We start from the raw sequence: 24,357 nt of genomic DNA, 5'->3' as shown, positions 1-24,357 counted from the left end.
TGAAAATTGATGTCAAATGGGAACCAAGGACGTATTACGTTAGCAAGTAATATGGGGGATGCAATGTCTAGGCTTGAACAGCCAGTCGAGGACGAGTATGGATAAATTAAATCTGATCTGTGTTGACGATCAACGGGAAGTGCTGAGTGCAGTATTGCAGGATATGGAGCCATTAAGTGGCTGGCTTAATATTGAGGATTGTGAATCTGCCGATGAAGCACTGGAATTGATGGATGAACTGGATGCTGAAGGCGAGTTTATTGCAGTCGTTATTTCCGACCATGTGATGCCGGGTAAAACCGGGGTTGAGCTATTGACGGAAATATCTATGGATTCACGTTTTATGGATACGAAGAAAATTCTGCTGACCGGTCAGGCGACTCATAGCGATACAATTACAGCGATTAATCAGGCCCGGATTGAAAGTTATTTTGAGAAGCCGTGGAATGCAGAGGAACTTCTGAGTCGGGTTCAGACATTAGTGACGGAATATATTTTTGACCGGGGACTGGACTATTCGAAGGTTCAGGAGGAATTAGACCAGAATGTTCTCCTCCGGCGTCTGCGCTGATATTGGTTGGTTCTTTAAAATAACGCCCTGATGTAATATCAGGGCGTTATTCTGCTTTAGTGACTTTCTGTCCGGAATTACAGCAGTTTTCGGGCTGCTTCAACCACGACTTTGATAGAACGGGTTTCTGCTTCTTTTAGTGTGGAATGGTCAGGGATTTCTTTGTGTGTCCGATTGATGATAACGCCAGCAACACAACCGGCTCTCAGGCCGGAGCTGGCACACATGGTCAGTAGTGTGGCGGATTCCATTTCAAAGTTCAGAACTCCCATGTCCTGCCACTCTTTCATTGAACCTTTGAAACGCCTTACAACCCGTCCTGAGAATGTGTCATAGCGTTCCTGACCCGGATAAAAAGTATCACTGGAAGCGGTTATGCCCATGTGAACTTTGGCTCCACTTTCTTCTACGGCAGCTTTCATTGCTGTTGCCACATCAAAATCAGCTACGGCAGGAAATTCCATTGGAGCAAAATGGAGGCTGGCACCATCCAGTCGGACTGAGGCGGTTGTGACTATCATGTCTCCGACATGGACATCAGGTTGGATAGCTCCAGTTGTTCCTACGCGGAGAAAGGTACGCACACCCAACTGTGCAAGTTCTTCTACGGCAATAGAGGTGGAAGGGCCACCAATCCCGGTAGAGCAGACCACGACTGGTTTTCCGTCCAGAGTAGCCCGGTAAAGGGTGTATTCTCTATGGCTGGCAAGAAATTCGGGATTTTCCATCTCTTCGGCAATTTTCTGTACCCGCGCAGGGTCTCCGGGAATGATCGCGAGAGTGGCACCTTTAAGTTCTTCTGTTGTGATGCCAAGGTGAAAAACAGCTTGAGACATAGTTAGCTCCTGTTCAGATTTATCATTGGATAAATCGTTGGTCGGTAGAATACAAAAACTAACTCTAGCGGAGAATGACACAACAAGGAGTGATCTGTGTCACTGCTTGTCGTGTAATATATGTTTGCGTTACACATAAAAACGGTTTGCATCACATTTTGCGCTGCAAATCTTCATATCCGCCAGCTTCAGTAAACCAGGTGGTCAGGTGAAGTTTTAGATCTTTCAGCTCGTCCGGACCGATAAGTGCCAGACCGAGATCCTCCGCTCGGGTAATATCATTATGCCGCAGAGGACGAAAACTGACCAGCATGGCTCTGGCCTGAATGCCTCCTAAAAGATCCCGCAGGGATTCTAGTTTGTACAGGGTATCATCCCCGTCATCCCGCATACCTTTTGTCTTACACTCAATAATATGCAGCTTGTTATTTACCACAGTGGCGACATCCAGCTCATTGCGAACTTCTTTGTCTCCGAGCTGACGGTAAACCTGTACGTTTAGTGATCGATCCTGAATGGTGGGCAACTGATCCTGTATCTGTTTTACTGTACTGTGTACTAGGGTTTCCAGCCACTCTCCGTTGGAGAAGCGGCGGGTATCTTCACTGTAGAAGGTAAGAGTCCCGTTCTGATATGTTGCCAGTCCGGCTTCTGCCAGATCGGAAAGCAGCATATTCAATTCCCGGTAGCCCTGTTGCTTTTCTGTCAGCTCGACATCCAGCTTCTGTTCTTTACGGCACGTAGTGGCCAGATAGTTCAGGGTTGCCAGCCCAGGTCCCAGTTCCAGTGCATTACCAGCCCATTTTTGTCCGATCTGATACAGTTTTTGATCCAGTTGTTCCGGAATATCCGGCGCGTTAAATTCAGCTCTGGCTCCGAAGATGGTGAGATAATCCGAAATGGTAATTCTGTCATCAACCTGAATGTCCGGAAGCTCCTCCGGATAAAGCCAGCAGATTTTGTCACTGTTCGGTTCGACGACAAAAATTTCCCAGCAATATTTGCGAAACATTTCATAGACAGTCAGAAGGCGGTGACGGACACCACAACTGGCGTTCAGTTTTATTGCTCTGCCCCGGGCCATAAGGTCTTCCCCGAGCGCCTGAATGGATTTTTTTATCAGAGAGGTATCAATGGCTGAGGGAATTTCGTAAAACTCGGTTGTAATCTTATGCTGATCCAGAACGGATTTAAGGCGCAGATACATTGTCTGTTGTGTCTGATCACCAATAAACACAATGTGCTTACACAGCACTCGTTTATCCAGCAAGGGAGTTACCAACCGAATCGGGTCTTGATCAATGATGCCTACATGAATAGCCATATCATTTCCTCAATTATTATTATGAAAATAAGATGGCAGGCAAAAAGGTAGAATAAAACGAGAAGCCGACCACATAATAGATATGGTACTAACCATATAAAAATCAAGGGTGAATTGTCTACATAAGCAAGACTTTTGAATGTAAATGTTATGTAATATAAAAAATGTTGCTTAACCGGGCATTTATATTGAGCTTTACTAAGTCATCACGCATACTGAAAAAAATCAAAAACAACGGAGTTTTCAATGGCCGAAGAAACTATATTCAGCAAAATTATTCGTAAAGAGATCCCGGCAGATATCGTGTATCAGGATGATCTGGTTACGGCATTCAGAGACATCAGTCCGAGAGCTCCAAGCCATGTTCTTATTATTCCGAACAAGTTCATTCCGACTCTGAATGATATCGGAGAAGAAGATGAACTTATGCTGGGGCGCATGTTTACAGTAGCTAAAAAACTGGCCAAAGAAGAAGGTATTGATGAAGACGGATATCGTCTGATCATGAACTGTAATGCGCATGGTGGTCAGGAAGTATACCATATTCATATGCATCTTCTTGGTGGACGGCCACTTGGTCCCCTTCTGCTGGACTAACACGGAATGATTGTCGGAAAAGGGAGCCGGTTCCCTTTTCTGTTTTTTTCCTGCCTGATTACTGCCTGTTCATCTTTTACGGCAGGGAATCTTTTCAGTCATTATTCGTTGCAAAATAAGGCTCTTTATCAGTCTGTGCGAGCGGGGGATTACCCGGGGGCCGAAGCATTCCTGCCGGATGCTGTCGGCGGTGATATTCTGGCTAATATGGAAAAAGGGCGGGTTAGTTTTCTTAATGCTCATGATGCTCGCAGCCGGGAATATCTGGAGCAAAGCGAACGGGCTGTCCGGGAGCAGCAGGAGCTGGCTGTAATATCCATAAGTGAAACGGCAACCGATATCGGAGCGCTGGCCATCAACGATAATCTGACTTCCTATACTCCAGGTGATTATGAGTTGGGTTTTCTGCATCTTTACCTTGCTCTCAGCTATCTGAAAGGCAATGATCTGGAAGGTGCTTTGGTTGAAATAAAAAAAGCCAATCAGGTTCAGGAGCAGGCCAGAAAAAAACGTGAAGAACAGCTTAGTCAGGCTGAATCTGCATTAAAAAAACGTGGTATCAGCCCGAATCTGGGGGCGGTACTGGCACAATATCCCGATGCGGGACAATCTCTTCAGGCAGTACAAAGTGGTTATCTTCTGTATCTGTCGGCACTTTTGTATGAGGCGGCCGGTGAACTGAATAGTGCTTATGTCGATTATCGGAGGGCTCTGGCAGTTGTACCGGATAACCGGCAAGTTATTCAGGGTACAATCCGCGTTGCAGAAAAGCTGGATGTGGGAGACGATCTGGCACGCTTGTATCTGCGCTATGGTCATCAACATGCAGAAAACGATAAGAAAGGCCAGATTATCGTGCTGGATGAGCAAAGTATTGTGGCTACCCGTCAGGGGTGGACGCTTTCATTGCCGTTTTTTTCCGGTGGTGGTGTTGCGCTGCATTCACTGTCATTGCCGTATTATCCGTTCCGTGCCGAGGAAAAGTTTCCATTGTTGCGCTTAAATGGCACAGCCCTGACACAATCGCTGCTTACTGATGTCAATCTGATGGCACAGCAAGATTTGACGGAACGAATTCCTATGATGGTGACAAGACTGGTGTTGCGGGTTATCGCTAAAGAACAGCTGCGGCGAGGAGCTGCTCAGGAAAGTGATAGCACAGGTAATGTATTGTTGAATGTCTGGAACATGTTGACAGAGCAGCCGGATACCCGTAGCTGGCAGACGCTTCCGGCAAAGGTGTACAGTTCCAGTCATTACCTCTTACCCGGAGAGTATTCACTTGAGCTTGGTGGTTTCACTGCGGAAAACCGGAGCTACAATGTAAAGATAAAGGCCGGAGAAACCGTATTTGTCTGGCTTTCGCGTCAGGGAAGTCATTGTACTGTCTGGCACAAACAGCTGGGAGGTTTGTAAATGGATATAATTCTGAAAAAAAGTCTGGCCTGTTGCTTATCTGCTGTATTTTTTATGGCTGGCTGTACAAGCATAACGGCGGGTCTGCGGGTTGACAGCCAGACACAAAAAGTCGTATTTGCTGACAGGGTTTTGGGCAACCGTCTGGAAGTGGGGGATATTGCCATTATCGAGTCTGAGGGGCACTCCCGGGGTATTGTGACTTTAAGCAGTCAATATGGCAGTGACCAACATATACAGTATCGTTTTTACTGGTATGACGATGACGGACTGGAAGTCAATTCAAAACAGGCTGCGTGGAAAGGTGCCGTTGTTCACGGTTATGACGTAATTTCGGTTTCTGAAGTATCCGTTAACCCGAGAGGCACACAGTTTCGGGTGCAAATCCGTCAGATAGACGAATAGATGGAAGGAATTGTAATGAAAAATAGTATGCTTATTTTGATTGGTCTGGCTTTGATGCTGGGCGGATGTTCGAATCGGGTTACTTATGGCGATGCGCAGGAAATTGAAACGACAACCATTGATTTTGGTTCCAGTGATCTACAGACGATTGCGGCAGAGATGGTCGACAGTATGCTGATGTCCGGTGCCGTCGGTGCAATTACACACGATAAGAGACCGATAGTCTTTGTGGAGCGTATTAAAAATAAAACCAGTGAACATATTGATACTGAGTCAATTACCGATTCAGTCAGTACGAAGATGCTGAACTCAGGCAAGTTCCGTTTTGTGGATATGGACAGAGTAGAATCGGTGCGTAAGCAGTTGAACTTTCAGAATAATGATGAATTGGTTAACAGCAGTAGTGCCATTCAGTTTGGCCGGATGGTCGGAGCTGAGTATATGCTGTATGGTAATCTGGCCAGTATTGTAAAACAGTCCGGCAGTGATAAAGATGTCTACTATAAAATGACCATGCGTCTGATGGACCTGCAGAGCGGAATCATCGAATGGGCGGATGAAACAGAAATTCGTAAGCAGGAATCAAAGAGTCTGCTTGGCTTCTGAGGATATTCTGGTGGCAAAGATGAGTTGGGAAGAGGCACGGTCACTCGATGAATCCTTGTCATCGCTGGAACACTTTTTTCCGGAACCGCCGCGTATCGCTGAAATCCTGTCCGGAGGATTGACAAACCGTTGCTGGAAAATTATCACTCAGGATGGACACCCTTATGTCTGGCGACCGGTGTCTTCTGTCTCTTCTGCCTATGGGATATCGCGGGTTCGTGAGTATCGTCTTCTGGATGCGCTGAAATCTTCCCATTTTGCTCCGGATCCGGTTTTTATTAATGAGCATGGTCTGCTGGTGGAATGGATTTCCGGTGAGTTGCTTAGTACTCCTGTACATGAGTTCGAGCTGATAGGTATGTTGGCAAGGATCCATGCCGTCGATGTCCGTAACAAACCTATCCCGCTTTTTTCCTATACATCTAAAGTTGATGGTTACTGGTATCAGTTACAGCCGAAGTTTAAAGATAGCGAATACGAAAAACTCTATTTTAAATGGCGGCAACTTCCTGTCATTGCTCCGGTTTCTCCTTCCTTATGCCATCTTGACCTCGGGCGGTATAATCTGATTACTACGGAACAAGGGTTAAAAGTCATTGACTGGGAATATGCCGGGGTCGGTGACCCGCGCATGGATTTGGCCATGACGATTGAAACTGAGCAACTGGATATGCCTTTGGCGGTAGCCAATTATTGCAAAATTCGTAATATAGAAGACGTGGGTATCTGGTTTCAGGGGGTAAATGCCTGGAAACCGCATAATCAGATGATGACGATGCTCTGGTATCTGCTGGGCTATCAGTTATGGCAGGATGAGAGTTATTTGCAACATGCCAGACAGCTAAAGTTGATACTTAATTCGATGAGATAGTTTGTGTTTCACCGGTAAGGCTTTTAAGCTAAGGGTATCTGGATCAAGAAGATAACAATAATGAGGGAAGCAGCATGATAATTTACCTGCATGGTTTTGACTCCACCAGTCCCGGTAATCATGAGAAAGTATTACAGCTTGAGTTTATCGATGACGATGTCCGTTTTGTCAATTACAGCACACTCCATCCTAAGCATGATATGCAGCATCTTTTGAAAGAAGTGAACAAAGCAATTCAGCTATCAGATGACCCGTCTCCATTGATCTGCGGGGTTGGCTTAGGTGGGTACTGGTCAGAAAGAATCGGCTTTTTATGTGGAATAAAACAGGTGATATTTAATCCTAATCTCCATCCGGAAAATAACATGGAAGGAAAGATTGATCGCCCGGAAGAATATGAAGACATCGCAACCAAATGTGTTGAAAAGTTCCGCACCAAAAATAAAGGTCGCTGTATGGTCGTATTGTCGACTCAGGACGAAGCTCTGGACAGTAAGATAACAGCAGCCGAGCTGGAGCCGTATTACGATATCATTTGGGACGATAAGGAAACCCATAAATTCAAGAAAATCTCCCACCATCTGCAGGCTATGAAGTCGTTTAAAAACGCAGAGTAGTCGTCTCCGCTGTCCAAGTCGTTTTATTTTTTCACACCCTGCCTGAGCGTTGTTTCTGGCAGGGTGTGAATCTGTCTGAATATGTAAAGTAAATACTTTCTTTTTCTGCTTGCTATACGAATATCCCTCGCTATAATGTGCTTATTAAAATAAATTTGATATAAATCAAAAAAAATTGAATTTCTCAATTTGAGTCCTGTCGCTTTAGTTCGGCAGAGAAAAAGAAGCAAAATGGCTCAGATTGAAACGATTTGCATAAAAATTAAAGTTTAGTCTTCAAGAGGAGCGATGTATGACTCGCATTATTATTGTTGGTGGTGGTGCCGGTGGTTTAGAACTGGCCACCAAACTGGGCAGAACCATGGGGCGTAAAGGCAGTGCAGAAATTACACTGGTTGACCGTAAAACCAGTCATCTGTGGAAACCTTTACTGCATGAAGTAGCGACCGGCTCTCTGGATGAAGGCATTGATGCATTAAGTTATCGTGCGCATGCAAAAAACCATCATTTTGATTTTAAACTGGGCAGTCTGGAAGATATTGACCGTGAACGTCAAGTGATTGTTCTGAGTGAAATGAAAGATGATAAAGGTGAGCTTCTGCTGCCAAAGCGTGAGCTGGAGTACGATATTCTTGTGATGGCAATCGGCTCAACGTCCAACGATTTTAATACTGCAGGTGTTAAGGAAAACTGCATCTTTCTGGACAGCCCGGAGCAGGCACACCGTTTTCGCCGTGAACTGAATAATGAGATCCTGAGACTGCATTCAAGCAGTGGTAATGGTTCGGTTGATATCGCTATTGTCGGTGCCGGTGCAACAGGGGTGGAGTTGTCAGCCGAGTTGCATAATGCTGTTAAAGAACTGAATGCTTACGGGGTAGATATCGATTCCAGTAAATTGAATGTCAGTCTGGTTGAAGCCGGTGAGCGGATTTTGCCGGCTCTTCCGGTACGAATCTCTTCGGCTGCTCACCAGGAACTGACCAAATTAGGTGTGAACGTACGTACCGCCACCATGATCACCAAAGCCGAACATGATGGTCTGACAACGAAAGACGGAGAAAAAATCCCGGCACAAATTATGGTTTGGGCTGCGGGCATTAAAGCGCCTGACTTTATGAAAGATATTGCTGGGCTGGAGACAAACCGAATCAATCAGCTTGTGGTGCAGAGTACGCTGCAGACGACACGTGATGAGCGTATTTTTGTTATCGGAGATCTGGCACAGTGCACTCAACCTGATGGATCATTTGTTCCTCCGAGAGCGCAGGCGGCACATCAGATGGCAAGTCTTACTTACAGCAATATCCGGGCATTAATGGGCGGAAAAAAACTGAAAGAATATATATATAAGGATCACGGTTCTCTGGTATCTCTGAGCCGCTTTTCAACGGTCGGTAGTCTGATGGGTAATCTGACGAAAGGGTCGATGATGATAGAAGGTCGCATAGCCCGTATCGTGTATATTTCTTTGTACCGCATGCACCAAATGGCGCTACATGGAATGTTTAAGACAGCACTTATGATGCTTGTTGGAAGAATTAACAGAGTACTTAGACCGAACCTTAAACTGCACTAAGTCGTGATAGTAGAACCGGAGCAACTGCTCCGGTGATTAAAGCGAAGTGAAGTAGTTAGAGGGGGAATAACGGAGTAGCGTCTTAATTCTCACTTAATCGTATCTTGCGGAATAACTGAGAGCACTATGCCGTCTCTGGGTTTTCCATGAAATATAAAGCGGTTTCTGGCTATGCTCTCCTGAACGGCGCCGCATTTGACGGCCAGCCGGTGACTTTGGTTATTCTCCGGATCGCAGACAATTTCCAGTCGGGTCAGATTCAGTTGGGCGAAACAAAATTCGATTAATGCATCCAGAGCTTCTTTACCGTAGCCGTGCTTCTGGTGTGGGTCTGCTACCCAGTAGCCTATGCTAGCCATGTTGAAGCTGCGATAAAATTCAGAAACAGCAACCATACCGATCAGAGCCTCATCGGTTTTACGGTAAATACCGAAGCCATAGGAAAGATCTTTAATCCAGTTAAGCTGATTTGCGCTGAGAAATTCTTCTGCATCACTGGTACTGAATGTCGGTGAACACCAATCCAGCCAGTGATGCAGGGTAGGGGATACGGATATGATCTCAGCCAGCAGAGATGCTTCTTCAATCGAGGGAAGACGAAGAGTCAGTTTCTGGGTATAGATAGCAAAATGAGTTCGCATGCCGTTGTATCGAAAGTCGGTTTTTTAGCTTTCGGTTTGTTCAGCTTCTTCAGCTTTCCGCACCTGAATAATAATACCCATTAACGGATGATCTAGGTAATGGATCTCACCACTGCGCATACGGCGCTTCTGGCTCATACGGTAGCTTTTGAGAAAGTGCTCCACCTGAATGGTCGGTGATACTGATTCCAGATGTCCGAATTGTACCGTGGTATTCTCATCGGCCGGATCAGTGGTCAGATCTAGTGGCTTATCTTCCAGTGTGACCTCCCGGATACCGGGAGATTTTAGATCCAGATCCGCTTCCAGAAACAGATAGTGCTGGACATACACCTGCAGTTTTCCATCCAGCTCATACAGAGGGTTATCTATACTCTGTTCCTGAACATCACTGATACCGGTATCACTGCCTGTTAGAATGTTGGTGGATTTTTCTCTCCCGTCAACTGCGTAATTACCGGAATAATCGTGTCCGGCCAGAATATGGAAAACAGGCGAATGACCTTTAGCTTCATCACCCTGACGCCATGCGGTATGTACGAGGACATTGTAGCCGGCATGCTGCTCCAGCTGTTTTTCCTGTTCTGCCAGCTGATATTCAGACGGAGAAAGCAGGGTCACGCCTTTTGCTTCCAGGTAGTCACTATTTTGTAATAGTGCTGCCTGACTGAGATCGATCGCCGGAGGCTGATTTGGCCAGGATTCCTGAAGACTGTCAGGGTCAACGGCACGCTTAAATATAATCATTTCAACATCAAACTGTCTTTCTGCCGCGTTACCGGATAGAGAAATAAAAGACAGTAGTAATGGGATCAGTTTTTTCATTTTGACTCCGCAAAAATGGGCCGTTTATCCGACCCGGAAGTTTCCCGTAGTTAACGATGCATTATACCCAAACTTTTTGAGGCTATCTGGATATATTATGTTGTTGCCGGTTATGTTACCGGCATCCGGTTCTGATGAAATTCTTCCAGCAGTTCCTGTATAAAACGGGTTCTTTCTCTTCTGTCTGTCAATGATAGCGTGAATTTGACCTTTGTCGGACCATCCATACTGTATTTTTGTGGTGCAGACTGAAGCAGTTTAACTAAAAACATAGGGTTAATGTCAGCATTCGGATAAAATTCAATATATCCGCCCTTGTCGTGGGCTTCAATTTTTCTGATGCAGATCTGGGCTGCTTCCAGTTTAATACTGCTGGTTGTCAGCAGATTTTTCGCTGCATCAGGAAGCAGGCCAAAACGGTCGATCAGTTCGACTTTCATTTCGGCCAGTTCATCACTGTTCCGGACACTGGCAATACGTTTATACATTGACAGGCGGGTATTAATATCCGGAATGTAATCATCCGGGAGCAGTGCCGGTATTCTCAATTCAACTTCCGTCTGTTCTCTGAGCAGTTCGTCCAGAGACGGTTCTTTGCCTTCTTTCAAGGCTTCAACAGCCTGTTCCAGCATTTCCATATACAAGGTAAAACCGACGGACTGTATCTGTCCACTTTGTTCATCGCCTAAGAGTTCACCAGCTCCGCGAATCTCCAGATCATGCGTTGCCAGAGTAAAGCCCGCGCCTAAATCTTCCAGAGAAGCGATAGCATCTAGACGCTTGATAGCATCTTTGGTCATGGTCTTTGGATGTGGTGTCAGCAGATAGGCATAGGCTTGGTGATGCGAACGGCCGACCCGTCCGCGTAGCTGATGCAGCTGAGCCAGGCCAAGGTTATCGGCATGATCCATAATAATGGTATTTGCTGTTGGTACATCAATACCGGTTTCGATAATCGTTGTACAGACCAGCAGGTTGAAGCGCTGATGATAGAAGTCATTCATGATGCGCTCCAGCTCTCTTTCGCGCATTTGCCCGTGGGCTACCGTTATCCGGGCTTCTGGGATCAGTTTTTCCAGATCAGCGGCGACCTTATCTATGGTTTCGACTTGATTGTGCAGAAAGTAGACCTGACCACCACGCATAATTTCCCGCAGTACGGCTTCCCTTATCACGCTTTCTTCCCGCTGGCGGACAAAAGTTTTTATCGCCAGACGACGAGCCGGAGGGGTTGCGATAATTGATAAGTCACGCATACCACTCATCGCCATATTCAGGGTTCTGGGAATGGGGGTTGCCGTAAGTGTCAGGATATCCACATCGGCACGCATTGCCTTAACTTTTTCTTTCTGCCGGACACCAAATCGGTGTTCTTCATCAACGATAAGCAGGCCAAGGTCTTTAAAGCGGATATCGTTCTGCAGTAGTTTGTGGGTACCTATAATAATATCAACCTTGCCGTCAGCAACATCGGCAAGAATAAGTTTTTGTTCTTTGGCGGACTTAAAACGAGACAGAACTTCGACTCGAACCGGCAGGTTCGCGAAGCGATCCCGGAAATTTTCAAAGTGCTGCTGTGCCAGCAATGTTGTAGGAACCAGAACGGCAACTTGCTTACTGTTGTCGGTACAGACAAAGGCTGCGCGCATCGCTACTTCGGTTTTACCAAAACCGACATCGCCACACACCAGACGATCCATCGCTTTGGGCTGACACATGTCGGACATAACGGCATTGATGGCCATCGCCTGATCATCGGTTTCCTCAAACGGGAAATTGGCCTTAAATGTGGCATACTGACCGCGATCCAGTTCAAATTTATAGCCGGGTTTTAGCTCCCGTTTGGCATAGACATCCAGCAACTCTGCAGCAACATCACGCACTTTTTCAGCGGCTTTACGCCGGGCTTTTACCCAGGCTTCTCCACCCAGTTTGTGAATTGGGGCACTGTCTTCTGCGCCACCGGAGTAACGGCTGATAAGGTTCAGTGAAGCAACCGGTACATACAGTTTGGCTTCATTCTGATATTCCAGAGTGACGTATTCTGTTGTCAGTCCTCCGGCTTCCAGTGTCTGCAGTCCGATATAACGGCCGATACCATGATCCAGATGCACAACGGGTTGTCCCGGTTTGAGTTCTGCAAGGTGGCGGATAACCGTATCGCTGTTAACCGTTTTTCTGTCTTTACGTCGTCGCTGAATAACCCGGTCACCCAGCAAATCACTTTCACAAATCAATGCCACATTAGGGGCGGAGTGGATAAAACCGTGTTCAGCGGCTCCCAGTATCAGGCTAATGGTCTGTTTGCTATGGACGGCTGTGCTAAACGAATCCGCTTCTGCCGGTTTTATCTTGATACCCTGAAGCAGTTCCAGTAAGGCTTCCCGTCGACCTTCTGATTCTACTGAGAACACGATTTGTCCGGTAAATTGCTCGGTAAACCGGCGCAGTGCAGCCAGAGGTTCTTTGTTTTGTTGCTGGACAAAGAGGTCAGGGAGTGACTCCAGCGACGTATTTATCCGGCCAGATTTTTCACTGATGCTTTCGATGTTCAGCTGTACCTGAGGGAGAGGCTTACAGCGGGCGAACAGCTCATCTTTTTTCAGCCAGAGTTTTTCCGGCGGTAGCAGAGGACGTAGCGGATCAATCTTGCGCTGTTCGTAGCGATAAGCCACATCACTGAGGAATGCGTCGATGGCGGGTTCAATATTACCGACGGTCAGCAGTTGGGTGTTATCCGGCAGATAGTCAAACAGGGTTTCTGTTTCGTCAAAAAACAGTGGCTGCCAGTATTCGATCCCTGCCGGCCAGGTTCCTTTGGACACCTGCATATAAACGGACTCAGGTTCCCGGCGTGCTTCAAATGTTTCTCTCCAGCGAATACGAAAATCTTCAATTGCACTGTCAGTGGTAGGAAATTCATGAGCCGGAAGCAAGCGGATTTCCTGAATTTCATCGGTTGTTCTCTGGCTTTCCGGGTCAAAGGTTCGAATGGTGTCGATTTCATCATCAAAGAAGTCGATTCGGAAAGGACTCTCGCTTCCCATCGGAAACAGATCGATAATTGAGCCCCGGCTGGCATATTCACCAGGACCGAATACCTGATCAACATGGCGGTAACCTGAATTTTCCAGTTGCAGGCGCAGTTTTTCCAGAGAATAGCGATCCCCTGCTTTTACGATCAGAGTGTGTTGCAGCAGGAAATCCCGTGGGGATTGCCTCTGAAGTAAAGTGCTGACCGGTACTATGGTTATGCCGCTGGTCTGAGTCGGAAGCTGGAACAGCTTCGCAATCCGGTCGGAAATAATTTCCTGATGCGGAGAAAAGTTATCGTAGGGCAGCGTTTCCCAGTCAGGGAAAAGGCTGACCTCTTTACGGCAGAACTGTTCGGTTTCACTGAGCAGTTTTAATGCGGTTTGTGGGTCCGCCACAGCCAGCAGGGTGTGGCCGTTATGGACGGCAGCGAGCTCTGCGATAGCGAGTGGCAGAGCAGCACCGGGAAGATTTCCTACTTGTTTTTTATCACCCGCTTTATCCGGGGTGACAAGAGATAAAAGAGACAAATTTTCAGACATGGTTCTTATTGGTTTTCGCGATCCAGTGATCGTTGACGTAATAGCTTTTGTTGTTGATAGAGCGCGGCTCTGATCAGTAAATCCTGATCCTGATCGCGGAGAAGGCTGTATTTCATTGCTACTTCATATCCGGGTTCACTCGGTGTGCATTCTATCGCTTCTGCATAACAGTAAATGGCTGCAGGGGGATGATCCAGAAAAAGTTTCACTCGTGCAAGGGTTCCCGGTGAAATTTCCCGATCCGAATGGTAGGAAAAGCGGCTGGCCCCAAATCCTGTGGTGTATGTCCGGTGTACTTCGTTATCCTGCTGAGCCAGCATAAATGTGAGCAGCAGGTTAAGTTTGTTATTCTGATTCTCCAGAAGCTGGATAACATGTCTGAAATCGCTATTACGCAGGTCGTTCATTGCATGCTCAGTCAGGTTGTCCAATTGGCTGAATTCACTGGCAACAATAAACGGTGCTGGGATCTCTGAAATAAACATAATTTGATCTGGCAGGGTAAAACCGGACGGAAGCGGTTCGACATTGACCGTTAGTTTGTGGTGCACGGTGAAAAATTCTTGTTGATCCATACCTTGATATCCTTCTGGTTAACTTTTTGATTATCGCTAACTCAGGCGACATAGCAAGAATTCTTACTGTTTATAGCGTGTTTATTAGAATTAATCCTACAAATAGAAAGCGATTACCGTTACATTAGGCCTTCCACGAATTTTCGAAAATGTGTTTATGTTTCATCCAGTTTCGGCATTTATCGGTTTGCGTTATCTGAGAGGACGTTCCGGTGACAGGTTCAGCCGATTTGTTTCTTATATGTCTACTGCCGGTATTACCATCGGAGTGATGTCTCTCGTTACCGTTGTGTCAGTTATGAACGGATTTGAGTCTCAGCTCAAGGGACGGATTCTGGGGGTTCTGCCACAAGCTGTCGTGTATCAGGAAGGTGAGAAAACAACATTTTCTGCACAACCGCCAGAATTTATCAGTGCGATTTCTCATTTGCGTAGTGTTGCTCCTGTTGTCCGAAGTGAAGCGGTTATCCAGAGCCCTGCTCAGTTGGCTGCCGGTATGCTTATTGGTATCGAGCCGGAAGAGCAGGATCCGATAGCTGAGTATCTTATGGGAGGCAATATCTCCTACCTCAGCCCTGGTGCTTACCGGGTTTTCCTTGGTCACAGTCTGGCCAGAAGCCTGAATGTGACTGTGGGGGATAAAGTTCGCCTGATGGTCACCAGTGCCAGCCAGTATACCCCGATGGGGCGTATTCCCAGCCAGCGTAATTTTCTGGTGGCTGGTCTTTTCAATACCGGCTCAGATGTGGATGCTCAACTGATGGTGACGCATATTCAGGATGCCGGAAAACTGCTCAGACATCAGTCCGGCATCATATCAGGCTGGAGGCTGTTTTTTGATGACCCATTTGTGGTCTCTGAAATGAGTCATACCCGTCTTCCTGATGGCTGGTTCTGGAGTGACTGGCGGGAACAGCGGGGGGAGCTTTTTCAGGCTGTGCGCATGGAGAAAAATATGATGGGGCTGATGCTTGGTCTGATTGTCGGTGTTGCGGCGTTTAATATTATTTCTGCATTGATTATGGTGGTGATGGAGAAGCAGGCAGAAGTTGCGATCCTAAAAACTCAGGGGATAAGCAACCGGCAGATACTGATTATTTTTATGGTACAGGGTGCCAGCAGCGGAGTGATAGGTTCACTGGCCGGAGGAGGGCTGGGGGTACTTATTGCTGCAAATCTGAACACGATTTTGCAGAGTGCGGGATTGGTTCTGTATGAAGGCAGTACTTTACCGGTTGTGATCAATCCGTTGCAGACCATGACTATTATCGCACTGGCGATTGCTTTAAGCCTGCTGGCGACACTGTTTCCTTCTTACCGGGCATCTTCTGTTAAACCTGCTGAGGCTTTGAGATATGAATAACCTTTTACAATGTCGTTCTGTTTGTAAAACTTACCGTGAAGGCTTAATGGAAACAGAAGTGCTGAAAGGCGTCAGTTTTTCCATGCAAAAAGGAGAACTGGTTTCTATTGTCGGTTCATCCGGTTCTGGGAAAAGTACTTTGCTGCATATTCTGGGAGCACTGGATGACGCGTCTTCCGGTGAGGTGACTTTTCTCGGACACGAACTGGCGGCACTGCATGCTAACCGTCAGGCTCGGCTGCGTAATCAGCATCTTGGATTTGTGTATCAGTTTCATCATTTGCTGGCTGATTTTTCTGCGCTGGAGAATGTGGCCATGCCGCTGATGATTGGTGGTGAGAAAGCCTCTGTAGCAAAAGAAAAAGCTCTGTCTATGCTGGACAAAGTCGGACTGGCGCACCGGGTGGATCATCGTCCGTCAGAGCTATCCGGCGGAGAAAGACAGAGAGTGGCTATTGCCCGCGCTCTGGTGAATACACCAGATCTGGTTTTGGCCGATGAGCCCACAGGAAACCTTGACCATGCGACGGCACTGGCCATTTATGACTTGATGCGACAACTGAACCGGGAGTCCGGTACGGCATTTCTGGTGGTAACTCATGATGGAGAACTGGCTGCAAAAATGGATCGCAGGATGCATATGCAAGATGGTCTGTTGACGGATACGACGTCGCAGAAGGAGGACTGAAGTGTTTGCATCCCTGTCGTTTTTTATCGGTAGCCGTTTCAGCCGGGCAAAACAGAGAAATAAACTGGTCTCGTTTATTTCGGTCTCTTCTACCATCGGAATTGCTGTTGGTGTAGCAGTGATTATTATCGGTCTTTCTGCCATGAATGGTTTTGAGAAAGAATTGGAGCAGCGGGTACTGGCGGTGATTCCTCACGGAGAACTGGAAGCGGTAAAAGGCGGAATAGCCGATTGGTCTACTGTGATAGAAGAGGTGGAAGCCCACCCACAGGTCACTGGTGCGGCTCCTTATGTGCGCTTTACCGGCCTGGCCGAAAAAGGTCAGACGCTGAAAGCCCTGGAAATTCGTGGTGTTGATCCGCAGTGGGAAGATAAGGTCTCTGATCTGTCACGCTACATTGAGGGGGCGGCTTGGACCGATTTCCAGCCGGGAAATCATCAGGTCATTTTGGGGAAAGGGATTGCGCTGAGTTTAGGTGTAATGGTGGGTGACAGTGTCACTTTGGTACTTCCTCAACTGGGTAATAGTGATGTTATGCGTTCTCCTCGTCGGGTGCGGGTAATCGTATCGGGGCTGTTGGAGCTGGGAGGCCAGATTGATCACTCTCTGGCATTGATTCCTCTGCCGGATGCCCAGCAATATGCCCGTATGGGTGAGCAGGTGAGTGGTGTATCCATCCGGACGTCAGATGTATTGAATGCTCAGAATATTGTCCGGCAATTGGGTAATCAGATTTCGGTGTATGTCTATCTGCGCAGCTGGAAGCAGAAATTTGGTTTTCTATATCGCGATATTCAGATGGTTCGTACCATTATGTATCTGGTGATGGTTCTGGTGATCAGTGTGGCTTGTTTTAATATTGTTTCTACACTGATGATGGCGGTTAAGGACCGAGCTTCTGAGATTGCCATTCTACGGACTATGGGAGCTACAGATGGCCTGATTAAACGTGTCTTTATCTGGTTGGGAGTATTTTCCGGTCTATCAGGCAGTCTTATCGGCAGTTTGTTCGGTGTAGTGATTGCCGTAAATCTGACCGCTCTTCTTCAGGGGCTGGAACAGCTCACCGGACATCATTTTCTATCCGGCGATATTTATTTTATCGACTTTTTGCCTTCTCAGGTCAATTTTTCTGATGTACTTGTGGTGTCAGGTACGGCTGTTGGACTTAGCCTGCTCGCAACTTGGTATCCGGCTCAGAAGGCCAGCCAGATGAACCCGGCTGAAGTGCTGAGTTCTAAGTAAACATGTAAAAAGGGCCGCATTTGCGGCCCTGTTGCATAATAGGTTGATATCTGCTCAAAATTCTTTTCAGACAGGATGTTTGTTTATCCATATCCGGTTATCTTACAGAACGTTTCTGCCAGCTTCTTACTACGGAATAGCGCCATAGTCCCCGGATACCAAAAAAGCCAATTATTGCACAGGTTATTCCGCAAATGGCACAACCTAGCAGTAAAGGGGGGGCAATTGTACCGATCTGCTGAACCAGAAAGTTCCATGATAGTTCAAAATGGAAGTGCTGCGGATGAAGGTGCATGACCTTTGCGCCGACCTTATAAGCAAAGTAGAACATCACCGGCATAGTGATAGGGTTACTGATCCAAACCAGTACGACAGAGAGAGGCAGATTAACACCACAAATAATAGCCAGTCCGGCGGCCATTATCATCTGACTCGGAAGAGGAACAAAAGCCATAAAAAGACCAACGGCAAAAGCACCGGATGCAGAGCGGCGGTTCAGACACCAAAGGTTCGGGTTGTACAATACGTTACCAAAAATTTTCAGTGCTTTCTGACGCTTGATCACTTCGTGATCCGGCAAAAAACGTCTAATTACTTTCTTTGGCATAAGGAATAATGACTCTCTTAATAAACAGCTGGAATCTGGTCTGTTTTTCTGTGATGACAGTGTCAGCTCAGTACTGGCCTATAATTCCCGGTTTGAAGTGGCTGATTATTCTGGCCACATCTTTATTATTTAGTTTTTGCTTTCACCGGCTCCGATGGATTCGGGGAGGGTTACTTGCTGTTATTGTTACTGCTGTCTGTGCACATCTGTATCAGATCCGGGTGGAAACCGTATTTCAGGACGGACGGGATATTACCATAACTGGGAAAGTTGACAGCCTTTTTAAAGAAATAAGTCATGGGCAGATCATGAATTTTTCTGTTGAAAGTATCAATAGCCGGAAAATTAATCATTTATTCCGTCCGTACATTAAGCTGGCAATCCCATCCGGTGAACAATTTCTCCTCGGTGAACGCTGGAAACTGGATGTACGCCTAAAACCTGTATACGGACGACTGAATGAAGCAGGGTTCGATCAGGAGAAATACTATGTCAGTCAGCATTTGCATGCCAATGCGATTATGCAGGGTAAGTCACAGCGATTAACCGAGGAGGTATCCCTGCGCTTACTATTGCATGCCCGGATAGCTGACCTGAGTCGTAATCTGGAAGGGCAGCCACTATTAATGGCATTGGCATTCGGAGACCGTAATTATATCCCTCCGCAGCTTTGGAATAAACTGAAATCCAGCGGACTGATCCATCTTGTTGCTATTTCCGGACTGCATATCGGAATTGCTTTTATGCTTGGTTGGTTAGCCGGTAAGTCATTTTCTTTACTGCACCCTGGGATGTTATTTTTCCCAATGCTGACAGGGTTATTTCTGGCGGTTTTTTATGCGTGGCTGGCCGGTTTCAGTCTGCCTACTCAGCGGGCACTGATGATGTGTTTTCTGATTTCTGTCTTGCCGCAATTACGTTTAACCTATAGCCGCTGGCAGATATTGTTACTGACGGTGTGTATCATTCTGTTTTTTGATCCTTTTGCCCCTTTTGCTATTAGTTTCTGGATGTCATTTTGTGCCGTTGCTGCCATTTATCTGTTGCTGGGATGTACGATCTTTATTCGTTCCGGGAAGTTGAAACAATTGGTACTGATGCAGGGTATGCTGGTGTTGGTTATGACCCCGGTAAGCGGGCATTTCTTTTCCGGTATCAGTCTGATCTCGCCACTGTATAATCTTATTTTTGTTCCCTGGTTTACCTTCGTTCTGGTGCCACTGATCTTTCTGGCACTGATGGTCAGTTTTATTGCTCCGGGTAGTTCAGTATGGCTTCTTCGGCTGGCCGATCTCGGGCTGGAACCTGTGCTCTTCGCCATTGATTATACGGAAGACATGTGGCTTCATCTTTCAGGTACAGCTGCATGTATATTGGCTGTAGTTGTTATTGTGTGGATATTATCACCGTTGCTTGAACGTTTCCTGCAGGTATTGCTGGTAAGCATTGCCTGTTTATGTCTTGGTTTCAGACATGAAGCCGGTGGCTGGCAACTGGATGTGCTGGATGTCGGGCATGGGCTGGCGGTACTGATTAGCCGGGATGGCGGGCATATCCTTTATGACACCGGATACCGTTGGAACGGAGGGAGTATTGCTGAATCGGTGATCGCTCCGGTACTGATTCGGCGCGGCGTAGATCAACTGGATGAGTTGATTCTGAGTCATACCGATTCAGACCATGCCGGGGGACGGGATTTTATTGAAACATACTTCTCACCGGTATTACGCCGAGCCAGCGAGCGGCTTCCCGGTTATCTGCCTTGTATCCGGGGCAATGTCTGGCGGTGGAAGGGGTTAGATTTTCAGGTGCTATGGCCGCCACAAAGCGTCAGGCGTGCCTATAATCCGCATTCATGTGTGATCCGTATTTCGGATGAAGATGTGAGTGTGTTACTCACGGGGGATATCGATGGTATCAGCGAATATCTGCTTAGCCGGGGAGGCGATCGGTTACGTTCGGATATCATGCTGGTGCCGCATCATGGCAGCCAGACCTCATCAACTCATGGTTTTGTGGAACGGGTTCAGCCGAAAGTAGCTATCGCGTCTCTGGGAAAAGGTAATCAGTGGGGGATGCCATCTGAAATGGTGGTCGATACTTATATCGACAGAGGAACGATCTGGATGGATACCGGTGAATATGGTCAGATTTCAGTCAAAGTAAAGGATAAAAGCTGGCAAATCAGCTCGCTCAGGGCGACAGATTCGCAGCCCTGGTATAGGCAGAGTCTGCGTAACAGAGTAGAATAACGAATATTTTTATTTGAATAGTTGTAGTTATGTCCACACAGCAATATGACGAAACCACCTGGCAGACTTTTAAGCGGTTATGGCAGTTTATCCGCCTGTATAAGCAAGGCTTAGGAGTAGCGGTTGTGGCTCTGGTGATGAGTGCCGCCAGTGATACGTATATGGTTTCTTTGCTGAAGCCACTCCTTGACGAAGGATTTGGCAGTACGGATTCAGATTTTCTTAAGGTTCTCCCAATGATCATCCTGGTGATGATGCTGATCCGGGGAAGCAGTAACTTTATTTCGTCCTATTGCCTGAACTGGGTCTCCGGTAATGTGGTGATGCTGATGCGGCGTAAAATTTTCCGTCAGTTTATCCATATGCCGGTTGCATTTTTTGACCGGGAATCAACCGGAGCTCTTCTTTCCCGTATTACTTATGATTCAGAGCAGGTCGCAGGGGCGACCAGCCGGGCTTTGGTGAGTATTGTCCGCGAGGGCGCCAGTATCGCCGGGCTGTTGTTTCTGATGTTCTGGAACAGCTGGGAGTTGTCGCTGGTACTGCTGATTGTCGCTCCCGTTGTTGCTTGGGGCATTAGCATCGTATCTAAGCGTTTTCGTAAGATCAGTAAAAACATGCAGACAACGATGGGACATGTAACCTCTTCTGCGGAACAGATGCTGAAAGGACATAAAGTGGTTCTCAGTTATGGCGGGCAGGATCTGGAAAGTCAGCGATTTGATAAAGTCAGTAATCAAATGCGTCAGCAGAGCATGAAATTGGTGACCGCTCAGGCTGCGGCCAATCCTATTATTCAGATCATTGCTTCATTTGCCTTAATTGCAGTTTTATATCTGGCGAGCTTTGATGCGATCCGGAATGAGCTTACCCCCGGCACCTTTACGGTTATCTTTTCGGCCATGTTTGGCCTGATGCGCCCGCTTAAGGCACTGACTAATGTGACCTCTCAGTTTCAGCGTGGTATGGCGGCCAGTCAGACTTTATTCGCACTGATGGAACTCGCTACAGAGGAAGATTCAGGAACGTTAGAGCAGGCAAGAGTGCAGGGTAATATTAAAGTAGAAGAGGTGACTTTTACCTATCAGGGTAAGGAAAAACCGGCATTGCGTAACGTCAGTTTTGATATTCCGCAAGGAAATACGGTGGCGCTTGTCGGCCGGTCCGGTTCTGGTAAAAGTACCATCGCTAATCTGTTTACCCGTTTTTATGATGTTGACAGCGGTAGTATCAAACTGGACGGGCATGATATCCGGGAATATACGCTGACCAACCTGCGTACCCATTTTGCGCTGGTTTCGCAGAATGTGCACCTGTTCAATGACACGATTGCTAATAACATTGCTTACGCCGCAGAGAAAGATTATAGCCTGGAGCAGATAGAAGAGGCGGCACGTCTGGCACATGCTATGGAATTCATTGATAACATGCCGGAAGGGCTGCATACGGTGATTGGTGAAAACGGAGCAAGTTTGTCCGGGGGGCAACGACAGCGTATTGCGATTGCCCGGGCATTGTTGCGTGATGCACCAGTACTGATTCTGGATGAGGCAACGTCTGCACTGGATACAGAATCAGAGCGTGCTATTCAGGCCGCGTTGGATGAGCTGCAGAAAAACAAGACAGTTTTGGTGATTGCTCACCGTCTGTCAACCATTGAGAATGCAGATCAAATTCTGGTGATCGATGACGGAGAGGTGATAGAACGTGGTTCACATCCGGAACTGATGGAGCGTAAAGGTGTTTACGCTCAATTACATCTGACTCAGTTTGGCGATTAGGAATCTCCACGGTGATAGAGAAAATATGGTTTGATAATCACCCTATCAGCTGGTTGCTTTATCCTTTTTTGTGGCCGTTGAGTCTGTTATTCCGGTGGATAAGCCGTTCACGCCGGAATGCATTTCGGTCAGGACAAAAGCCCAGTTATAAAGCGCCGGTACCAGTTATTGTTGTGGGAAATATTACTGCTGGGGGAAACGGAAAAACACCGGTAGTTATCTGGCTGGTGGAGCAGTTGTTGCAGCTTGGATTTAAGCCCGGGGTTGTGTCCCGCGGTTACGGCGGAAAAGCCCCAGCCTACCCGCTGATCTTGAATAAGGATACGCCGGGGGCTCAGAGCGGTGATGAACCAAAGTTGATTTATAAACGTACCGGAGTGCCGGTAGCGGTTGATCCACACCGTTCCAATGCTGTTAAGGCGCTGCTTGGCGAGAGTGATGTTGATATCATCATCACAGACGACGGATTACAGCATTATGCGCTGCAGCGTGATATTGAGCTGATCGTCGTCGATGGACAGCGACGTTTCGGTAACCAGCAATACATTCCCGCCGGGCCGCTGCGGGAAGGGCTGGAAAGACTGAAAGAAGTTGATTTCGTTATTTCTAACGGAGGAGAGGCTCAGCCGGGAGAGTTATCGTTTACGTTGCAGGCATCATGGGCGGTTAATCTGGTGACTGGAGAAGAAAAAAGGGTGAAAGATCTGGATAGGCTGGTTGCTGTCGCCGGTATCGGTCATCCGCCTCGTTTCTTTAAGACCCTTGCCGGGCTTGGCGCGGATATCGTCAAAACTCAGGGATTTGCGGATCATCAGGATTTTAAACCGGATGAATTAAAGGCGCTGGAAGCCTTTGGAAACAATATTATCATGACAGAAAAGGATGCGGTGAAGTGTGATTCATTTGCCAGAGATAACTGGTGGTATCTTCCCGTTACGGCCTGCTTTAATCCACATGATAAAGCGTTATTACTGAACAAAATCACAGAAAACAGGAAAGAATATGGATCACCGTCTGCTTGAAATCGTTGCCTGCCCAGTTTGTAAGGGTAAGCTGGTCTATGATGCTAAAAATCAAGAACTTATATGTAAATTAGATCGTCTGGCCTTTCCAATTAAAGATGGTATTCCTGTATTGTTGGAATCAGAAGCCAGAACGATGAGTATGGATGAGGGACGGTAATGTCATTTACGGTTGTTATTCCGGCACGTTATCAGTCGACGCGCCTGCCGGGTAAGCCTCTGGCTGATATCGGTGGCAAGCCGATGATCCAGTGGGTGTATGAGCAGTCATTACAGGCTGGGGCAGATTCAGTGATTATTGCGACCGATGATACTCGTGTTGAAGCGGCTGCGAAGGCATTTGGTGCCACTGTCTGTATGACTTCACCTGAACATCAGTCTGGGACAGAACGGCTGGCTGAGGTTGTGCAGAAAATGGCAATTGCCGATGATCAGATCATTGTTAATGTGCAGGGAGATGAGCCCTTGATCCCTCCGGTGATTATTCGTCAGGTCGCCGATAATCTGGCCGGTAGTATCGCCCCTATGGCGACTCTCGGAGTAGAGATCACTGAGGCTGCTGAAGTCTTTAATCCAAATGCGGTGAAAGTGGTGACGGATAAAGATGGTTACGCGCTGTATTTCAGCCGGGCAACCATTCCCTGGGACCGGGACAGTTTTGCTCAGGAAGACAGACTCGTTCACCAGCCATTGTTGCGTCATATCGGTATTTATGCTTACCGTGCAGGATTTATAAATACGTATGTTAACTGGCTGCCAAGTTCTCTGGAAAAGATCGAATCTCTGGAACAGTTAAGAGTGCTCTGGTATGGCGAAAAAATTCATGTTGCTGTCGCGAAAGAAGCACCTCCTGCCGGTGTGGATACGCAGGACGATCTGGAAGCAGTAAGGGCGCTGATCGGTCGTAGCTGAACAGGCCGGAAAATCTCAATAATAAATCCTCCCGTGGTCAGGGAGGAT

The 24,357-nt window shown here is 47.1% G+C and carries 23 protein-coding genes; 16 read left to right on the top strand and 7 right to left on the bottom strand.

Translation table 11 applies throughout. The annotated features are described in order from the left end of the window. The first annotated feature begins 97 nt into the window (after positions 1 to 97). A complete protein-coding gene (locus CSW98_RS03145) occupies positions 98 to 571 on the top strand; it encodes a response regulator (RefSeq protein ID WP_100798980.1) in 474 nt (157 codons plus the stop codon). A gap of 77 nt (positions 572 to 648) precedes the next feature. Here the strand turns inward: CSW98_RS03145 and udp are convergent, their stop codons facing one another. Both udp and CSW98_RS03135 read right to left on the bottom strand, forming a co-directional pair. Then, positions 649 to 1,407 carry a uridine phosphorylase gene (udp, locus tag CSW98_RS03140; RefSeq protein WP_100798979.1) on the bottom strand — a complete coding sequence of 253 codons (759 nt, stop codon included), beginning with the start codon at positions 1,405 to 1,407 and terminating at the stop codon, positions 649 to 651. Positions 1,408 to 1,558: 151 nt separating this feature from the next. Beyond that, positions 1,559 to 2,731: a DUF1887 family protein gene (locus CSW98_RS03135; RefSeq protein WP_100798978.1), complete on the bottom strand. Its 1,173-nt coding sequence runs from the start codon at positions 2,729 to 2,731 to the stop codon at positions 1,559 to 1,561. A gap of 246 nt (positions 2,732 to 2,977) precedes the next feature. On the opposite strand from CSW98_RS03135, the gene hinT reads away from it, so the two are divergent. The 7 genes from hinT (at position 2,978) to CSW98_RS03100 (ending at position 8,822) form a co-directional block, all read left to right on the top strand. Continuing rightward, positions 2,978 to 3,328: a purine nucleoside phosphoramidase gene (gene hinT, locus CSW98_RS03130; RefSeq protein WP_100798977.1), complete on the top strand. Its 351-nt coding sequence runs from the start codon at positions 2,978 to 2,980 to the stop codon at positions 3,326 to 3,328. A gap of 6 nt (positions 3,329 to 3,334) precedes the next feature. After that, positions 3,335 to 4,744, top strand: coding sequence for a COG3014 family protein (locus tag CSW98_RS03125; RefSeq protein WP_100798976.1), 1,410 nt, complete (start codon positions 3,335 to 3,337; stop codon positions 4,742 to 4,744). Beyond that, positions 4,745 to 5,149: a YcfL family putative periplasmic lipoprotein gene (locus CSW98_RS03120; protein ID WP_100798975.1), complete on the top strand. Its 405-nt coding sequence runs from the start codon at positions 4,745 to 4,747 to the stop codon at positions 5,147 to 5,149. Between the two features lie 15 nt (positions 5,150 to 5,164). Next, positions 5,165 to 5,755: a penicillin-binding protein activator LpoB gene (gene lpoB, locus CSW98_RS03115; RefSeq protein ID WP_100798974.1), complete on the top strand. Its 591-nt coding sequence runs from the start codon at positions 5,165 to 5,167 to the stop codon at positions 5,753 to 5,755. 19 nt (positions 5,756 to 5,774) lie between these two features. Next, positions 5,775 to 6,626, top strand: coding sequence for a phosphotransferase (locus tag CSW98_RS03110; RefSeq protein ID WP_100799154.1), 852 nt, complete (start codon positions 5,775 to 5,777; stop codon positions 6,624 to 6,626). Positions 6,627 to 6,700: 74 nt separating this feature from the next. Then, positions 6,701 to 7,243, top strand: coding sequence for an alpha/beta hydrolase YcfP (gene ycfP / locus CSW98_RS03105; protein WP_100798973.1), 543 nt, complete (start codon positions 6,701 to 6,703; stop codon positions 7,241 to 7,243). Positions 7,244 to 7,535: 292 nt separating this feature from the next. Further along, entirely contained in the window at positions 7,536 to 8,822 is a 1,287-nt protein-coding gene (locus CSW98_RS03100; protein WP_100798972.1) for an NAD(P)/FAD-dependent oxidoreductase, read from the top strand. Positions 8,823 to 8,911: 89 nt separating this feature from the next. Here the strand turns inward: CSW98_RS03100 and CSW98_RS03095 are convergent, their stop codons facing one another. From CSW98_RS03095 to CSW98_RS03080, 4 genes are all read right to left on the bottom strand, one after another. After that, positions 8,912 to 9,463 (bottom strand): GNAT family N-acetyltransferase, encoded by a 552-nt coding sequence (locus CSW98_RS03095; protein WP_100798971.1) that lies wholly within the window; start codon positions 9,461 to 9,463, stop codon positions 8,912 to 8,914. 24 nt (positions 9,464 to 9,487) lie between these two features. After that, positions 9,488 to 10,288: a peptidoglycan binding protein CsiV gene (locus CSW98_RS03090; RefSeq protein WP_100798970.1), complete on the bottom strand. Its 801-nt coding sequence runs from the start codon at positions 10,286 to 10,288 to the stop codon at positions 9,488 to 9,490. 110 nt (positions 10,289 to 10,398) lie between these two features. Further along, positions 10,399 to 13,863 carry a transcription-repair coupling factor gene (gene mfd / locus CSW98_RS03085; RefSeq protein WP_100798969.1) on the bottom strand — a complete coding sequence of 1,155 codons (3,465 nt, stop codon included), beginning with the start codon at positions 13,861 to 13,863 and terminating at the stop codon, positions 10,399 to 10,401. 5 nt (positions 13,864 to 13,868) lie between these two features. Further along, the gene (locus CSW98_RS03080; RefSeq protein WP_100798968.1) at positions 13,869 to 14,438 is read right to left on the bottom strand and encodes a PilZ domain-containing protein; all 570 of its coding nucleotides are present in this window, start codon (positions 14,436 to 14,438) and stop codon (positions 13,869 to 13,871) included. 157 nt (positions 14,439 to 14,595) lie between these two features. Here CSW98_RS03080 and lolC point away from each other — a divergent pair, with 157 nt between their 5' ends. From lolC to lolE, 3 genes are read left to right on the top strand one after another with little or no spacing between them, the layout of a single operon-like run. Further along, entirely contained in the window at positions 14,596 to 15,801 is a 1,206-nt protein-coding gene (gene lolC / locus CSW98_RS03075; protein WP_100798967.1) for a lipoprotein-releasing ABC transporter permease subunit LolC, read from the top strand. Beyond that, positions 15,794 to 16,489: a lipoprotein-releasing ABC transporter ATP-binding protein LolD gene (lolD, locus tag CSW98_RS03070; RefSeq protein WP_100798966.1), complete on the top strand. Its 696-nt coding sequence runs from the start codon at positions 15,794 to 15,796 to the stop codon at positions 16,487 to 16,489. Before lolC ends, lolD begins: the two co-directional genes overlap by 8 nt. A gap of 1 nt (position 16,490) precedes the next feature. Continuing rightward, a complete protein-coding gene (gene lolE, locus CSW98_RS03065; RefSeq protein ID WP_100798965.1) occupies positions 16,491 to 17,735 on the top strand; it encodes a lipoprotein-releasing ABC transporter permease subunit LolE in 1,245 nt (414 codons plus the stop codon). Positions 17,736 to 17,832: 97 nt separating this feature from the next. Here lolE and CSW98_RS03060 read toward each other — a convergent pair whose 3' ends face one another. Beyond that, the gene (locus tag CSW98_RS03060) at positions 17,833 to 18,342 is read right to left on the bottom strand and encodes a DUF2062 domain-containing protein (protein ID WP_100798964.1); all 510 of its coding nucleotides are present in this window, start codon (positions 18,340 to 18,342) and stop codon (positions 17,833 to 17,835) included. Between the two features lie 8 nt (positions 18,343 to 18,350). On the opposite strand from CSW98_RS03060, the gene CSW98_RS03055 reads away from it, so the two are divergent. Genes CSW98_RS03055 through kdsB form a run of 5 tightly spaced genes read left to right on the top strand, consistent with a single transcriptional unit; the run spans position 18,351 to position 24,309 of the window. After that, positions 18,351 to 20,594, top strand: a complete 2,244-nt coding sequence (locus CSW98_RS03055; protein WP_100798963.1) for a DNA internalization-related competence protein ComEC/Rec2 — start codon at positions 18,351 to 18,353, stop codon at positions 20,592 to 20,594. Between the two features lie 29 nt (positions 20,595 to 20,623). After that, positions 20,624 to 22,375, top strand: a complete 1,752-nt coding sequence (msbA, locus tag CSW98_RS03050) for a lipid A ABC transporter ATP-binding protein/permease MsbA (RefSeq protein ID WP_100798962.1) — start codon at positions 20,624 to 20,626, stop codon at positions 22,373 to 22,375. 11 nt (positions 22,376 to 22,386) lie between these two features. Then, positions 22,387 to 23,397 carry a tetraacyldisaccharide 4'-kinase gene (gene lpxK / locus CSW98_RS03045; protein WP_100798961.1) on the top strand — a complete coding sequence of 337 codons (1,011 nt, stop codon included), beginning with the start codon at positions 22,387 to 22,389 and terminating at the stop codon, positions 23,395 to 23,397. Then, positions 23,378 to 23,557 carry a Trm112 family protein gene (locus tag CSW98_RS03040; RefSeq protein WP_100798960.1) on the top strand — a complete coding sequence of 60 codons (180 nt, stop codon included), beginning with the start codon at positions 23,378 to 23,380 and terminating at the stop codon, positions 23,555 to 23,557. Before lpxK ends, CSW98_RS03040 begins: the two co-directional genes overlap by 20 nt. Beyond that, a complete protein-coding gene (gene kdsB, locus CSW98_RS03035; protein WP_100798959.1) occupies positions 23,557 to 24,309 on the top strand; it encodes a 3-deoxy-manno-octulosonate cytidylyltransferase in 753 nt (250 codons plus the stop codon). Before CSW98_RS03040 ends, kdsB begins: the two co-directional genes overlap by 1 nt. The last annotated feature ends 48 nt before the right edge of the window (positions 24,310 to 24,357 follow it).

The organism is Vibrio sp. HA2012, from assembly GCF_002812955.1.
Taxonomy (GTDB): domain Bacteria; phylum Pseudomonadota; class Gammaproteobacteria; order Enterobacterales; family Vibrionaceae; genus Vibrio.
Note: the sequence above shows the minus strand (reverse complement) of the source record. Positions and strands in the feature narration are given on the sequence as shown.

What these genes read in the sequence shown, in the direction of transcription:
- CSW98_RS03145 (WP_100798980.1), top strand. Translation starts at nt 98, where the DNA reads ATGGATAAATTAAATCTGATCTGTGTTGACGATCAACGGGAAGTGCTG.
- udp (WP_100798979.1), bottom strand. Translation starts at nt 1,407, where the DNA reads ATGTCTCAAGCTGTTTTTCACCTTGGCATCACAACAGAAGAACTTAAA.
- CSW98_RS03135 (WP_100798978.1), bottom strand. Translation starts at nt 2,731, where the DNA reads ATGGCTATTCATGTAGGCATCATTGATCAAGACCCGATTCGGTTGGTA.
- hinT (WP_100798977.1), top strand. Translation starts at nt 2,978, where the DNA reads ATGGCCGAAGAAACTATATTCAGCAAAATTATTCGTAAAGAGATCCCG.
- CSW98_RS03125 (WP_100798976.1), top strand. Translation starts at nt 3,335, where the DNA reads ATGATTGTCGGAAAAGGGAGCCGGTTCCCTTTTCTGTTTTTTTCCTGC.
- CSW98_RS03120 (WP_100798975.1), top strand. Translation starts at nt 4,745, where the DNA reads ATGGATATAATTCTGAAAAAAAGTCTGGCCTGTTGCTTATCTGCTGTA.
- lpoB (WP_100798974.1), top strand. Translation starts at nt 5,165, where the DNA reads ATGAAAAATAGTATGCTTATTTTGATTGGTCTGGCTTTGATGCTGGGC.
- CSW98_RS03110 (WP_100799154.1), top strand. Translation starts at nt 5,775, where the DNA reads ATGAGTTGGGAAGAGGCACGGTCACTCGATGAATCCTTGTCATCGCTG.
- ycfP (WP_100798973.1), top strand. Translation starts at nt 6,701, where the DNA reads ATGATAATTTACCTGCATGGTTTTGACTCCACCAGTCCCGGTAATCAT.
- CSW98_RS03100 (WP_100798972.1), top strand. Translation starts at nt 7,536, where the DNA reads ATGACTCGCATTATTATTGTTGGTGGTGGTGCCGGTGGTTTAGAACTG.
- CSW98_RS03095 (WP_100798971.1), bottom strand. Translation starts at nt 9,463, where the DNA reads ATGCGAACTCATTTTGCTATCTATACCCAGAAACTGACTCTTCGTCTT.
- CSW98_RS03090 (WP_100798970.1), bottom strand. Translation starts at nt 10,288, where the DNA reads ATGAAAAAACTGATCCCATTACTACTGTCTTTTATTTCTCTATCCGGT.
- mfd (WP_100798969.1), bottom strand. Translation starts at nt 13,863, where the DNA reads ATGTCTGAAAATTTGTCTCTTTTATCTCTTGTCACCCCGGATAAAGCG.
- CSW98_RS03080 (WP_100798968.1), bottom strand. Translation starts at nt 14,438, where the DNA reads ATGGATCAACAAGAATTTTTCACCGTGCACCACAAACTAACGGTCAAT.
- lolC (WP_100798967.1), top strand. Translation starts at nt 14,596, where the DNA reads ATGTTTCATCCAGTTTCGGCATTTATCGGTTTGCGTTATCTGAGAGGA.
- lolD (WP_100798966.1), top strand. Translation starts at nt 15,794, where the DNA reads ATGAATAACCTTTTACAATGTCGTTCTGTTTGTAAAACTTACCGTGAA.
- CSW98_RS03060 (WP_100798964.1), bottom strand. Translation starts at nt 18,342, where the DNA reads ATGCCAAAGAAAGTAATTAGACGTTTTTTGCCGGATCACGAAGTGATC.
- CSW98_RS03055 (WP_100798963.1), top strand. Translation starts at nt 18,351, where the DNA reads ATGACTCTCTTAATAAACAGCTGGAATCTGGTCTGTTTTTCTGTGATG.
- msbA (WP_100798962.1), top strand. Translation starts at nt 20,624, where the DNA reads ATGTCCACACAGCAATATGACGAAACCACCTGGCAGACTTTTAAGCGG.
- CSW98_RS03040 (WP_100798960.1), top strand. Translation starts at nt 23,378, where the DNA reads ATGGATCACCGTCTGCTTGAAATCGTTGCCTGCCCAGTTTGTAAGGGT.
- kdsB (WP_100798959.1), top strand. Translation starts at nt 23,557, where the DNA reads ATGTCATTTACGGTTGTTATTCCGGCACGTTATCAGTCGACGCGCCTG.